Genomic DNA, 13,656 nt, shown 5'->3' on the forward strand with positions numbered 1-13,656 from the left:
CCCACGGCCCGCCCCCTCGCCACGGACACCGCCGCGCACGACGCCGCTCCCACCGCGGGTGCCCCCCGCACCTCGGGCGCGGACGTGTTCTCGGGACTCTCCGCGGCACCCACGGCGCTCATGGTCAGGAACCCGGGCGCAGCGGCGTCGTCGAAACTGAAGGACCTGGGGGACGGCTACTGGGCCCTGGACTCGCTCGGGGCGGTGTGCCCGTTCCCGCTGATCGAGGCCAAGGACGTGATGCAGACCCTGCAGAGCGGTGACCACCTGGTGATCGACTTCGACTGCACCCAGGCCACCGAGGCCATCCCGCAGTGGGCGGCCACGGACGGGCACGAGGTCACCGACTTCGTGGAGAAGGGCGACGCCAGCTGGCAGATCACCCTCCGCAAGGGCTGACCCCCCGCCCTGGAGGGGGGGGACGAGCCCCGCGCACGAGGGGCGGCCGCGGGATCGACCACGGTGGGCGCCCACACCGGCACCACGAACCCCGCGCGAGGGCTGGCCGCTCCGTCGCGAGAACCGCGCACGTACCCGCTGCCGGTGGTAGCGGGTACGTGCGTTGTCAGCAAGGTGTCCAACACCACGGGGCCGGGTGCGGCCGCGTTTTTGGCACGGAGCCCCGGTGGGGATCATCCTGGGGGAATGACAGTTGAACTGGTGATCCTGGGCCTGGTGGTCGTGACCGCGCTGGCCTTCGACTTCACCAACGGATTCCACGACACCGGCAACGCCATGGCCACGTCCATCGCCACCGGAGCGCTCAAGCCCCGCACGGCCGTGACGCTGTCCGCGGTGCTGAACCTGGTGGGCGCGTTCCTCTCCGTGGAGGTGGCCACCACGGTCACCAAGGACGTGCTGCTCATCCAGACCCCGGACGGCGGGCTCGTCTCCGGGCTGGACCCCACGATCGCACTGACCCTCATCTTCTCGGGGCTCATCGGCGGCATCCTCTGGAACCTGGCCACGTGGTTGTTCGGCCTGCCCTCCAGCTCGTCCCACGCGCTGTTCGGCGGGCTCATCGGCGCGGGTCTCGCCTCGCTCGGGGTGGCCGGGGTGAACTGGGCCGGAGTGGTGCAGAAGATCCTGGTGCCCGCCGCGCTGGCCCCGTTCATCGCCGGGTGCGTGGCCGCTGTGGGAACCGCGCTCGTGTACCTCATCGCCCGCGGGGCGGACCGTCGCCACCGGGACCAGGGGTTCCGCTGGGGACAGGTGGGAACGGCGTCGCTGGTGTCCCTGGCCCACGGCACCGGTGACGCGCAGAAGACCATGGGCGTGATCGCCCTGGCCCTGATCGCGCACGGCAGCCTGAGCGTGCAGGGCATCGAGGAGGACGGTCTGCCCCCGTGGATCATCGTCTCGTGCGCGGTGGCCATCGCCCTGGGCACGTACCTGGGCGGCTGGCGCGTGATCCGCACGCTCGGCAAGGGCCTCGTGGAGATCGAGCCGCCGCAGGGGATGGCGGCCGAGGCGTCGTCGGCGGCCATCATCCTGACCTCCAGCCACTTCGGCATGGCGCTGTCCACCACGCACGTGGCCACCGGCTCCATCCTCGGATCCGGGGTGGGCAAGCCCGGCGCCACGGTGCGCTGGGGCGTGGCCGGGCGCATGGTGGTGGGCTGGCTGCTCACGCTGCCCGCCGCGGCCGTGGTGGGTGCGGCGTGCTTCGTGGTCGCCCACGCGATCGGGGGACTGGCCGGCGCCGTGGCCATCTTCCTGTTCATGGTGGTCACGTCAGCCCTGATCTTCATGCGCTCCCGCCACCAGAAGGTGGACCGCCACAACGTCAACGACGACTGGGACGAGGGCACCACCCCCGCACCCGGCGACTCCCTCCGCTCCGGTACCCAGGAGGTCACCCGCTCATGATTGCCGAGATGGCGAGATCCGCCCTGGCCGTGCTCGTGGCCGGCCTGTGCTTCGGCGCCGGCCTGCCCGCGCTGTTCACCGTGGGCATCACCCTGTGGAGCCGCGCCACCCCGGACCCCGGCCCCGACGGCACGGCCCGCAGGAACCCCGTGGCGCTCGCCGGGGCGGTACTCTGCTTTGCGATCGTGCTCGCCGCGGTGCTGATCGGGGTCCTCTGGATCACCCGCAAGAGCTTGGAGCACTACCTAGAGATCACGGTGTTCGGATGATGACTTTCGACGCGGCTCTCGAGCACATTCGGGCCGCCTACCCGCAGGGCGTCCCGCCCGAGCAGCACGCCGCGCTCGCGGAGCTGCTGGCTCGCACGGTGGGCCCGCACCGCACCGAGCGCCTGCTCGAGGCGCTGGACGTTCCGGCGGGAGACCTCCTGGGCCCCGCCACGTCCTCCGAGGCCCAGCAGCACGACGTCGCCGCGGAGCTCGCGCGCGCCGGGTGGCCCCTGGTGGGCGCCAGCCAGGACGAACCACCCCGCCAGCCCGGCTACGTGGCGCGGGTGATGAACTGGCTGCGGGCTGACTACCCCAACGGGGTCCCCGCCCAGGACTACCTCCCGGTGCTCGCGGTGCTTCGCCCCCAGCTGGACGACGCGGACATGGCCGCGATCGCGGACCAGCTGGCCCAGGACGCCCGGGAACAGGGGGTGGCACCCTCCGAGGCCGATGCCCGCGACGCCATCCAGCGCGCCACGGAGGACGAGCCCAAGCCCGAGGAAATCGCACGCATCCGCGCGATGCTCGCGGCGCACGGGTGGCCGTTCGAGGGGGAGTAGGGCGCGGCGGGGCGCCACGCGTGGGGCGGGCGATGTCCCGTGGGTGGCCCGACGCGCAGGGAGAGGTTCTGCCCCCTGAAACGCACTTTCCGGGGGCAGAACCTCTCCTCAGACGCTGTGCGCCTAAGGCCATGGGTGTCTCAGTCCCGTTCGTGGAGCAGTCGGGAGGCTTCCCGCCCCGAGCGTGTTGACGGGCCCGGCTGCACGGGTGGTCCCCCACCTGGGGGGCGCACAATGGCCCCATGTTCGAGAACTTCGAGACCCACCGCATTCCGGTCCCCGGGGCCACCATCCACGCGCGGACCGGCGGGCAGGGCGAGCCGCTCCTGCTGCTGCACGGCTTCCCGCAGACCCACGCCATGTGGCACCGACTGGGCCCTGCCCTCGCGCGGGACCACCGCGTGGTGGTCGCGGATTTGCGCGGCTACGGGAACTCCACGGCGCACAGCGAGGAGTTCAGTTTCCGGGCCATGGCGGCGGACATGGTGGCCGTGATGCGCCACCTGGGCCACGAGAGTTTCGACGTGGTGGCCCACGACCGCGGCGCGCGCACCGCCCACCGCATGACCCTGGACTTCCCGGACGCGGTGCGCTCCGTGGCGCTGCTGGACATCCTCCCCACCCCCACCGTGTGGGAGCTCATGGACGACTGGCTGGCCACCCGGTACTACCACTGGCTGTTCCTGGCCCAGCCAGCACCCATGCCGCAGCGGCTCATCAGCGCCGAGCCCCTCACCTTCCTGCACGCGGCCCTCGGGGGACTGGGTGGCACTCCCGGTTCCCTGGACACGTTCGACCCCGAGGCGCTCGCGGCTTACGAGGCCGCCGCCCAGAACCCGTCCGTCGTGGCCGCGTGGTGCGCGGACTACGCCGCGGCCGCCGGTGTGGACCGGGAGCACGACGACGCCGACCGCGGCACCTCTCGCAACCTCCCCGCCCTGCTGCTCTGGGGCAGCAACGGCGTGGTGGGTGCCCAGACGGACCCGCTGGAGGCGTGGCGGCCGTGGCTGCCACGCATCACCGGCCGGGCGGTTCCCACCGGGCACTTCATGGTGGAGGAGCGCCCGGACGAGGTGCTGGCGGAGATCCAGGAGCACCTGGCGGCCGCCGCACGGGATTGAGAGGACCGCCCGTCAGACATGCGAGTGCACTTCCATCCTTGGAAACCGCGGTTCCTGGGGCGGAAGTGCACTCACCTGCGAGAGGCGGCCCCGCGGCGTCGTCCGCGCGGGGCCGTGGCGGGATCAGCCCGGGTTCATCGCCCGCGGCGCCCCCATGCCCGGGTCCACCTGGGTGGGACCGCTGGCGGAGGGGCGGATGTCCACGTCGAAGATCTCGGTGGGCAGGTACACCGTGGCGCACGAGTTGGGGATGTCCACCACCCCGGAGAAGCGGCCCTCGATGGGGGCGGCGCCCAGCAGCAGGTACGCCTGCTCCTTGGACCAGCCGAACTTGGCGAGGTAGTCGATGGCGTGCAGGATCGCGCGCTGGTAGGACAGGTGCGAGTCCAGGTAGCGCTGCTCGCCGTCGAGCGTCACGGACGTGCCCGAGAACGCCAGCCACTCCGAGTACACGGGACCGTTGCGTCCGGGCATGAAGATGGCGTTCTCGCTCACGCCGTAGGTGTCCATGCCGCCCTTGATCACGTCCACATGGATGTCGATGAAACCGCCCATCTCGATGCCGCCGCAGAACGTGATCTCGCCGTCCCCCTGGGAGAAGTGCAGGTCACCCATGGAGAGGTTCGCCCCGGACACGTACACCGGGTAGAACACGCGCGAGCCCTTGGTGAAGTTCTTGATGTCCTGGTTGCCGCCGTTCTCGCGCGGGGGAGCGGTGCGGGCGCCCTCGCCGGCCACGCGGTCGTAGTCCGCGCCGGTCAGCGAGCCGAGGATCGCGGAGTCCGGCTCCGGCGGCAAGGCCAGCGGGGGCACGCGGTTCGGTTCGGTGGCGATCAGGTCGCCCTCGCGCTTGTTCCACGTCTTCAGCAGCTCCGCGGACGGCGCAGTGCCCATGAGGCCGGGGTGGACCATGCCCGTGAACTTCACGCCGGGGATGTGCCGGGACGTGCACTCGCCGCCGCGGAAGTCCCACACCGCCTTGTACGCGTCCGGGAACTGGTCCACCAGGAAGCTGCCGCCGTTCTTCTGCGCGAAGATTCCCGTGTAGCCCCAGCCCTGTCCGGCCAGCGGGCCCTCCTCCTGGGGGATGGGACCCACGTCCAGGATGTCCACGATCAGCAGGTCGCCGGGCTCCGCACCCTCGATGCGGAAGGGCCCGGACAGCGCGTGCACCCGGTTCAGTGGGGCGTCCCGGATGTCGTCCGCGGAGTCGTCGTTCTTGATGGCGCCGTCGAACCACTCGCGGCAGTCGATGCGGTAGCTCTCCCCGCGCTTGAGCGTGGCCACGGGCGGGATGTCGGGGTGCCAGCGGTTGTGGCCGGTCAGCTTCTGCTCGGTGAAGGGCTTGGTGGAGTCCAGCGGGAAAATCACTTCTGGCATGGTCCGTGACCTTTCTGGAGAGCCCCGCGGGCGGTTCCCGCGCGGCAGTGCGGGGAAGCTAGGGCCGCGGCAGCTTCGCGTGCCGGGGGTCCCGGGTCACGGCAGGGGCCGCTCCGGGGGCGCCGGGCTGGCGGGGCAGGGAGTGGACGACGTCGGGCGCGTCAGCCGTGCGGGCCGCGCGGTCGATCGCGCGTGCCCGGGGAGAGTTCGCGCGGGACAGCCCCACCGCGGAGAACACGCGCCGCGCGTCCGCACCGCACGCGGGGCAGTCCTGGGAGCGTGGCACCTGGGCCATGGCGTGGTGGGCGTCGAACGGCCCGCAGGCCTCGCACCGGAACTCGTAGACGGGCATGGACGCTCCCTTCGCGCGTGTGAGCCACGATACAACTCGGTCTGCGGAGGGGACAGGTCCGAACGCTGACCCGCGTTCGCCTCAACGCGCAGGGAGAGGTTCTGCCCCCGGAAACGCACTTTCCGGCGGCAGAACCTCTCCTCAGACGCGGCCCCCGGCCCCATGCGTACAGGCCGTGCGCGGGGGACGCACGCGGGCGACGTCGTGCCCCGCCCCCGCGCGTGCCGGTCAGTTCAGCGGGCCCACCGCGGACTCGACCGTGCGCACCAGGCGTCCCGAGGCCACGTACTCCTCGGCCGCCTCGATCTCCGGCGCCATGAAGCGGTCCTCGCCGGGCGCGCCCACGCGGCCGTCCAGGTCCGCGATGACCGCCGACGCCGCCGCGCCCGGTTCCAGGGGCGCGCGCAGAGCGATCGCGCGGGTGGCGGAGAGCAGCTCGATGGCGAGCACGCGGCGCAGGTTCAGCACGGCCTGGCGCAGCTTGCGGGCGGCGTGCCAGCCCATGGACACGTGGTCCTCCTGCATGGCGGAGCTGGGGATCGAGTCCACGGACGCCGGGGCGGCCAGGCGCTTCATGTCCGAGACCAGCCCGGCCTGGGTGTACTGCGCGATCATCAGCCCGGAGTCCGTGCCCGGGTCCTCCGCGAGGAACGGGGGCAGGCCGTTGGAGCGGGCCGGGTCCAGCATGCGGTCGGTGCGGCGCTCGGACATGGACGCCAGGTCCGCAATCGGGATGGCCATGAAGTCGAGCACGTAGGCCACGGGCGCGCCGTGGAAGTTGCCGTTGGAGCTCACGGTGCCGTCGTCCAGGACCACGGGGTTGTCCACGGCCGCGGCGAGCTCCTGCTGCGCGACGGTCAGGGCGTACGCCGCGGTGTCCCGGCTGCCGCCCGCCACCTGGGGGGCGCAGCGCAGGGAGTAGGCGTCCTGCACGCGGTCGTCGCCCACGCGGTGGGAGGCCACGATGCCGGAGCCCTCCAACACCTTGAGCATGTTCGCAGCGGCATACTTCTGGCCCGGGTGGGGGCGCAGCGGCTCGTGCAGCTCGGGGACGAACACGCGGTCCGTGCCCAGCAGACCCTCCACGGAGAACGCGGCGGTGATGTCCGCGGCGGTGAGGAGGTTCTGTAGGTCCGCCAGCGCCATGATGAGCTGGCCCAGCATGCCGTCCGTGCCGTTGATGAGCGCCAGGCCCTCCTTCTCGGCGAGGGTCACGGGCTCGATCCCGGCCTCGGCGAGCAGCTCGGGCACGGGACGCTCGGTGCCGTCCGGTCCGACGGCGCGGCCCTCACCCATGAGCACGAGCGCGCAGTGGGCGAGCGGTGCCAGGTCACCCGAGCAGCCCAGTGAGCCGAACTCGTGCACCACCGGGGTGATGCCCGCGTTGAGCACGGCGAGCATGGTCTCCAGGGTCTCCACCCGGATGCCCGTGTGCCCCGAGGCCAGGGTCTTGGCACGCAGGAACATGAGCGCCCGCACCACCTCCCGCTCCACGGTGGGCCCGGTGCCCGCGGCGTGGGAGCGCACCAGGGACTTCTGCAGCCGGGTGCGCTTCTCCAGGGGGATGTGCTTGTTGGCCAGCGCGCCGAATCCGGTGGAGATCCCGTACGCGGGCACATCCGACGCCGCCAGCTCATCGATGTTCCGGCGCACCCTCGCGACGTGCTCGCGGGCCTCGTCGGTCAGCTCCACGCGGGCGTCGTGGCGGGCGACGGCGATCACGTCACCCACCGTGACGCCGGAGGAGCCCAGCTGCACGGTGGTGGGGAGGTCGGTGTCGAAGAGGGGCATGGGGAAGGGTCCTTCCGGTCGGGAGCGGTTCGGGAGAAGTGTGTCAGGGCGGTGCCGTGCATGTGCGCCGCGGGTGCTGCGCACTAGGTGAGCAGCCGCACCAGCGGAGTGGCGATGAGGATGGTGAGGGCCACGCGCTCGAACCAGATGACCACCAGCGATCGGATGGAGACCGGGATCTCGGTGGCCAGGATGGACGGCACGAGGGCGGAGAAGAAGATGATCGCCGAGACGCAGACGATCGCGATCACCAGGCGCAGGACGAGCGACTCCTGCCCGGCCACCAGGGTGGCGGGGAGGAACATCTCCGCGATGCCCGTGGCCGACGCCTTGCCCGCGAGCAGTGGCTCCGGCAGCCCCACGATCCACGCGAAGGGAACGAAGAGGTACCCCAGCCAGTCGAAGATCGGGGTGTAGCGGGCCAGCACCAGTCCGATCAGACCGATCGAGAGGATCGAGGGGAGGATGGACATGGCCATGCGGAGGCCGTCCCGGAGGTTGTCCCACACGTTGCGGCCCAGGCTCGGGGCGGTGTGCAGGGCTTCCCGCGCCTCGGCCCACGCGTGGTGGAAACGCCTGCCGGTGACCAGCTTCTCCGGCTGGTGCTCCACACCGGGGTAGGGCTCGTCCGGGATGCGGCTCAGCGGCGGGATCCGCACGGTGATGGCGGTGACCAGGAAGGTGACCACCAGGGCCAGCCAGAAGTAGAGCAGCCAGTGGTCCATGAGGTCCAGGGCCTTGGCCACGATCACCATGAAGCTCGCGGACACGGTGGAGAAGCCCGTGGCGATGATGGCCGCTTCCCGTGCCGTGTAGCGACCCTCCCGGTAGACGCGGTCGGTGAGCAGCAGCGCCAGGGAGTAGCTGCCCACGAAGGACGCCACCGCGTCGATGGCCGAACGGCCCGGGGTGCGCCACACCGGGCGCATGACCGGCTGCAGGAACACCCCGATGAACTCCATGAGTCCGTACCCGATCAGCAGGGCCAGGAACACGGCGCCGATGGGCACGATCAGTCCCACCGGGATCACCAGGGAGTTGAACAGGAACGGGCCCATGTCCTTGGCCATGAGCCAGTCCGGGCCCACGCCGAACACCAGGGCGCATCCGACCACCAGACCCAGGATGTTCAGGAACGCGAACACCATCTTCACCGGGGAGGCCCGCCAGGAACCCGTGACGAACGGGAACACCGTGCCGGCCAGAATCACCGCCAGCGCGTAGTACGGCACGGCGGCACCCACGTTCTCCCGGAGCCACGTGACGATGTGGTCCAACGGGATGGTGCTCTTGCCGCCGATGGTGACGGGCACGAAGAACATGAAGATGCCGATGGCGCTGTAGAGCACGAAGCGCAGCACATCGGCGCGGTTGGTGCGCGCGGGTTCCTGGAGTGTGCTCATTTCACATCCTCGTGACGGGTGAATCGTGGGTGGTGGTCATTCCGGCAGGGTCTGCGGCGAGATCCTGCGCATGGTGCCCGATTCAGAGGCCCCGCGGAACACCGCAGGGCCTCCGGCTCAGACCTCCCGGCGGCCCGCCCGCCACACGCCCCACGTGAGGGGCATGCCGGGGCGGTAGGCCAGGTGCACGGCCTGCGGGGCGTCCAGCACGTGGAGGTCCGCGCGCGTTCCCACCGCGAGGTGGCCCACGGCGGGCCGGCCCGGGGTGGAGACGTCCCGCCGCAGCGCCTTGGCGCCGCCGAGCGTGGCGGCACGGATGGCCTCGTCCACCGTGAGCTCCATCTGCAGCACCGCAGTGGCCACGCAGAAGTTCATGGACGTGGTGTAGCTGGTGCCGGGGTTGCAGTTGGAGGCGATTGCCACGGTGGCTCCCGCGTCCAGCAGCTCACGGGCCGGGGCCAGCGGGGCACGGGTGGAGAGGTCGCACGCCGGCAGCACGGTGGCCACGGTGCCCGAGCCGGCCAGCGCCGCCACGTCCTCGTCCGAGAGGAAGTTGCAGTGGTCCACGGACGCCGCCCCCAGCTCCACGGCCAGGGACACACCCTCACCGGGGCCGATCTGGTTGCCGTGCACCCGCAGCCCGAGCCCCGCGTCCCGGCAGGCCTCGAGCACGCGGCGCGACTGCTCCGGATTGAACGCCCCGCGCTCGCAGAACACGTCCGCCCACTGCACGTACGGGGTCACGGCCTCGAGCATGGGCCCGCACACCGTCTCCACGTACTCGTCCGCGTCCACGCCCTCGGGCACCAGGTGGGCACCCAGGAACGTGACCTCGTCCGCGGCGTCCGCGGCGATCTTCGCCGCGCGCAGCTCCTGCTCCACGTCCAGGCCGTAGCCCGTCTTCGTCTCCAGGTAGGTGGTGCCACCGGCCACGGCATCCCGCACGCGCCCGGCCACGAGCCCGCGCAGGGTTTCGTCGCTGGCTTCCCGGGTGGCGTTCGTGGTCACGCCGATGCCACCCGCCGCGTATGCCTCGCCGGCCATACGCGCGGCGAACTCCTCCCCGCGGTCCCCGGCGAACACCAGGTGCGTGTGCGAGTCCACCCAGCCGGGCAGCCCCGCGCGCCCCTCCACGTCCACGGCGCGGTCCGCCGCGGGCGCCTCGGAGGCGCGGCCCACCCATGCGATCAGCCCGTTCTCGACGACGACGGCCGCGTCCCGGAGCACGGAGTCCTCACCTCGCGCGGGGTCCACCGTGTGCAGCTCGCCGATGCCGGTGATGAGCTCGGACCCGCCGGCGGACGACGCCGCCCGGTGCGACCGCGCGCCCGGCTGGGCTGCGTCGCTGGTCGCCCCCGGTGCCGTCCCCGAGGAGGCGGCACCCGGGTGAGAATCGGCGCGGAGCCCGCGTGCGGCGTCGTCGTCCCCGGTGGGGGAGGTGGGGCGCCCGGTCACTGGTCCGCCTGGCGGGTGGCCGCGAGATCGTTGTGCATGGGGATGTTGACGCCGCGCTCGTCCGCCACCTGGATGGCGCGCTCGTAGCCGGCGTCCGCGTGGCGGATCACGCCCATGCCGGGGTCGTTGGTGAGCAGGCGCTCGAGCTTCTGCGCGGCGAGCTCGGTGCCGTCCGCCACGGAGACCTGGCCCGCGTGGATGGAACGGCCGATGCCCACGCCGCCGCCGTGGTGGATGGAGACCCAGGTGGCGCCGGAGGACGCGGCGGTGAGCGCGTTGAGCAGCGGCCAGTCCGCGATCGCGTCCGAACCGTCCTTCATGGACTCGGTCTCGCGGTAGGGCGAGGCCACCGAACCGGAGTCCAGATGGTCGCGGCCGATCACGATGGGCGCGGACACCTTGCCCTCGGCCACGAGCTGGTTGAACAGCAGCCCGGCCTTGTGGCGCTCGCCGTAGCCCAGCCAGCAGATGCGCGCGGGCAGGCCCTCGAACTCCACGTGCTCCTGCGCGGCGTCGATCCACTCGTGCAGGTGCTTGTTGTCCGGGAAGAGCTCCTTGATGGCGTTGTCCGTGACCTCGATGTCCTTGGGATCGCCGGAGAGCGCCACCCAGCGGAAGGGGCCGAGACCCTCGCAGAACAGCGGGCGGATGTACGCCGGGACGAAGCCCGGGAACTCGAACGCGCGGGTGTAGCCGGCGTGGCGGGCCTCGTCGCGGATGGAGTTGCCGTAGTCGAAGACCTCGGCGCCCTCGTCCTGGAACTCGACCATCGCCTGGACCTGGGCAGCCATGGCTTCCTGGGCCTTCTTGGTGAAGCCGATGGGATCGGCCTTGGCCTCGGCGTCCCACTGCTCCACGGTGAACTCGGTGGGCAGGTAGGACAGGGGATCGTGCGCGGAGGTCTGGTCGGTCACGACGTCCACGGAGATCTCGCCCGCGCGGTGGCGGCGCAGCAGCTCCGGGAACACGTCCGCGGCATTGCCCACGTACCCCACGGACAGCGCCCGGTGCTCGTTCTTGGCCGCCATGACCTTGGCGAGGGCGGTGTCCAGGTCCGTCTCCACCTCGTCCAGGTAGCGCTTGGACTGGCGGCGCTTGAGGCGCGTCTCGTCCACGTCGACGACGAGGCAGGCGCCGCCGTTCAGCGTCACGGCGAGCGGCTGGGCGCCGCCCATGCCGCCGCAGCCGCCGGTGATGGTCAGGGTGCCGGCCAGGGTGGGCTCGGGGATGCGGCCTTCCTCGTGCATCTTGCGGGCGACGGCGTAGAAGGTCTCGTAGGTGCCCTGCAAGATGCCCTGCGTAGCGATGTAGATCCAGGACCCGGCGGTCATCTGGCCGTACATCATGAGGCCCTCGTCCTCGAGCTTGCGGAACTCGGGCCACGTGGCCCAGTCGCCCACCAGGTTGGAGTTGGCGATCAGCACGCGCGGGGCCCACTTGTTGGTGCGGAAGACACCCACCGGTTTGCCGGACTGGACCAGCAGGGTCTCGTCGTCCTCGAGCTCCTTGAGGGTCTTCACGATGGCGTCGAACGCCTCCCAGCTGCGAGCCGCACGGCCGGTGCCGCCGTAGACCACCAGGTCGTCCGGACGCTCAGCGACCTCCGGGTCCAGGTTGTTCATGAGCATGCGCAGGGGCGCTTCGGTCTGCCAGCTCTTGGCGCTGATCTCGGTGCCGCGGGGTGCGCGGACGGGGCGGGCGTTGGGCAGTGCCATGAGGTGCCTCCTGGTGCGGGTCGGTCCGGGGCGCGTGAGGCCGCGGACGGGGAATGAGTCCATGGGACCACGGGCGGTGACGGGGGTCACGGGTTCTGGAGGGGGTTGTGTCTGGGATGCCAGACAGGGGGGGTCGAGTGGGGCACCACACGATGGACGTTAGGTGTGGTTGCTGACCAGGTGTCTCGCGAGGAGCATTACCTCACCGCTCCCGGTCTGTTCCCCTCACTTGCAGGTGGATCCGCCGTTGTTGGTGATTGAAGTGTTGAGCACCTGCCCGTTCGAGAGGGTGACCTCGATGGTGTTGAAGTTCGGGATGGTTCCGTCGGGACTGGGGCAACGGGCCAGAGGCGTGACACCGGTGTAGGTCACGCCGAAACGCCCGGACGGTCCGCTGACGAAGTTGGTGCACCCGTCGGTGCCACTCGAATAGGTGCCGTTGGCGCCATTGCTCCCATTCCACAGGAAGTTCAGGTCCCAGGCCGGGTATGAGGTGCCGTCCGGAAACATCACTGAGGTGTTGTTCACTGTGTTGGCGAGGCTGCCACGCCAACCCCGGCTACCCGTGGTGTAGGGCATGGCCGAGCGGTTTTCGGTACTGCGGCTCGAGGTGCGATTGCCCACCCAGAAGGCTCCCGGCCCTGACGAGTCTTGACCCTGACGGTTCATGATCCACCACTGGTAGGTGATCTTCACGACCGTCACGCCCGCGGGTAGACCGTACACGTAGGTCTCGGCCCCCACGGTCATGGTCTGCGTGGTGGTCCCACTTCCCCCTGTGCCGCCCCAGCCGTAGATCAGGCCGCCCTGGGAGGTGAGCGTCGGACTGCAGGTGCTGGACGCCGCATAGGCCGGTGCGACGGCGGCTAGCGCCAGTGTGGGGGTTGACCATGCGAGGCCGCGGGCAAGGGTGCGCCGAGACAGGACTCGCGGAGCAGGATCAGTGGGCGAGGTGTCCATTCGTCACGTCCGATCGGGGGAGGGGGGACGTCCAAGGGTACTGGGCTTAGGGATTCCTTGCCCAGGAGGTCAGAGCGTGACGAGCGAAGGGTGCTCCACCCCAGTGCACCGCCCGGATCGCATGCCGCCGCTCAACCGTCAGCTAAATCCTGACCGAAGTGGTAAGAGCCGTCCTGATATACCGTCCACACCCCGGTGGTGCCGGATCCGCCCTGGCCCGTCATGGACTTGGACTGTCCTGTGACCGTGAATGATCCATCGGGGTTTTTGTCGCTGATGTAGCAGATGTCGGGATTGAACCCGTCGACCTTGCCAATCAACTCCAGGGCTTGCTCTTCCGTGGCAATGTGGATCCCCGGGATCGGCCCTCCCGAGGATCGGCCGGTGGTCACGCCAGGAATCGGGGTCGGGGTCGCCGGATGCATGGATTTCACGGTCCCGGTGGGTTGCGCCGCGGTCGGCGTTCTTGACGTCGGAACCGCAGTCGACGCCGTGGGGGACGGCGTCACGGACGGAGTCGCGGAGGATGCGCGTGACGAGGAATGAGAGGCAGGAGCCGTGCTCGGCGCGGTTGCGTCCCGGTGGTCCACGGTGCATCCTGCGCCGAACACCACGACTACAGCAGCGGCGACGGCTAGCGATACCGGCCTGCAACGACCCGAAGATTGATGCCTCTTCATCGAGTGCTTCATGTCCCCAGTGTTACCACTGTCCAGAGTCGATATTGCCGGGCAGGTGAACTGACCTGCGATATCGGTTCAATTCCCTCCGGCCCCGGCCG

13 protein-coding genes are annotated in these 13,656 nt (G+C 70.6%); 5 read left to right on the forward strand and 8 right to left on the reverse strand.

Annotated features, from left to right (window positions below; all coding sequences use genetic code 11):
- Positions 1–186: 186 nt before the first annotated feature.
- The 5 genes from D9R02_RS09225 (at position 187) to D9R02_RS09245 (ending at position 3,819) form a co-directional block, all read left to right on the forward strand.
- Positions 187–399, forward strand: coding sequence for a sulfurtransferase TusA family protein (locus tag D9R02_RS09225; protein ID WP_338074425.1), 213 nt, complete (start codon positions 187–189; stop codon positions 397–399).
- 246 nt (positions 400–645) lie between these two features.
- Positions 646–1,869: an inorganic phosphate transporter gene (locus tag D9R02_RS09230; RefSeq protein WP_102613673.1), complete on the forward strand. Its 1,224-nt coding sequence runs from the start codon at positions 646–648 to the stop codon at positions 1,867–1,869.
- Positions 1,870–1,877: 8 nt separating this feature from the next.
- Complete coding sequence (locus D9R02_RS09235) at positions 1,878–2,138, forward strand: hypothetical protein (RefSeq protein WP_259463940.1); 261 nt, start codon at positions 1,878–1,880, stop codon at positions 2,136–2,138.
- Positions 2,135–2,698 (forward strand): DUF3349 domain-containing protein, encoded by a 564-nt coding sequence (locus D9R02_RS09240; protein ID WP_102613672.1) that lies wholly within the window; start codon positions 2,135–2,137, stop codon positions 2,696–2,698. The genes D9R02_RS09235 and D9R02_RS09240 overlap by 4 nt, the downstream gene beginning before the upstream one ends.
- Positions 2,699–2,940: 242 nt before the next feature.
- Positions 2,941–3,819 carry an alpha/beta fold hydrolase gene (locus tag D9R02_RS09245; protein WP_102613671.1) on the forward strand — a complete coding sequence of 293 codons (879 nt, stop codon included), beginning with the start codon at positions 2,941–2,943 and terminating at the stop codon, positions 3,817–3,819.
- A gap of 123 nt (positions 3,820–3,942) precedes the next feature.
- On the opposite strand, the gene fmdA is transcribed toward D9R02_RS09245, so the two are convergent.
- From fmdA to D9R02_RS12005, 8 genes are all read right to left on the reverse strand, one after another.
- Positions 3,943–5,199, reverse strand: coding sequence for a formamidase (fmdA, locus tag D9R02_RS09250; protein ID WP_121566798.1), 1,257 nt, complete (start codon positions 5,197–5,199; stop codon positions 3,943–3,945).
- A 58-nt stretch (positions 5,200–5,257) separates the two neighbouring features.
- A complete protein-coding gene (locus D9R02_RS09255) occupies positions 5,258–5,551 on the reverse strand; it encodes an FmdB family zinc ribbon protein (RefSeq protein ID WP_102613669.1) in 294 nt (97 codons plus the stop codon).
- Between the two features lie 228 nt (positions 5,552–5,779).
- A complete protein-coding gene (gene hutH / locus D9R02_RS09260; protein ID WP_102613668.1) occupies positions 5,780–7,342 on the reverse strand; it encodes a histidine ammonia-lyase in 1,563 nt (520 codons plus the stop codon).
- An 83-nt stretch (positions 7,343–7,425) separates the two neighbouring features.
- On the reverse strand, positions 7,426–8,745 hold the full coding sequence (locus tag D9R02_RS09265; protein WP_102613667.1) for a YjiH family protein: 1,320 nt from the start codon (positions 8,743–8,745) through the stop codon (positions 7,426–7,428).
- A 117-nt stretch (positions 8,746–8,862) separates the two neighbouring features.
- On the reverse strand, positions 8,863–10,026 hold the full coding sequence (gene hutI, locus D9R02_RS09270; protein ID WP_102613689.1) for an imidazolonepropionase: 1,164 nt from the start codon (positions 10,024–10,026) through the stop codon (positions 8,863–8,865).
- Between the two features lie 170 nt (positions 10,027–10,196).
- On the reverse strand, positions 10,197–11,915 hold the full coding sequence (gene hutU, locus D9R02_RS09275; protein WP_121566799.1) for a urocanate hydratase: 1,719 nt from the start codon (positions 11,913–11,915) through the stop codon (positions 10,197–10,199).
- 225 nt (positions 11,916–12,140) lie between these two features.
- The gene (locus D9R02_RS09280) at positions 12,141–12,665 is read right to left on the reverse strand and encodes a hypothetical protein (RefSeq protein ID WP_047978186.1); all 525 of its coding nucleotides are present in this window, start codon (positions 12,663–12,665) and stop codon (positions 12,141–12,143) included.
- 341 nt (positions 12,666–13,006) lie between these two features.
- Positions 13,007–13,267, reverse strand: coding sequence for a hypothetical protein (locus tag D9R02_RS12005; protein ID WP_145000332.1), 261 nt, complete (start codon positions 13,265–13,267; stop codon positions 13,007–13,009).
- Between the last annotated feature and the right edge of the window lie 389 nt (positions 13,268–13,656).

This window comes from Kocuria rhizophila (assembly GCF_003667225.1).
GTDB lineage: Bacteria > Actinomycetota > Actinomycetes > Actinomycetales > Micrococcaceae > Kocuria > Kocuria rhizophila.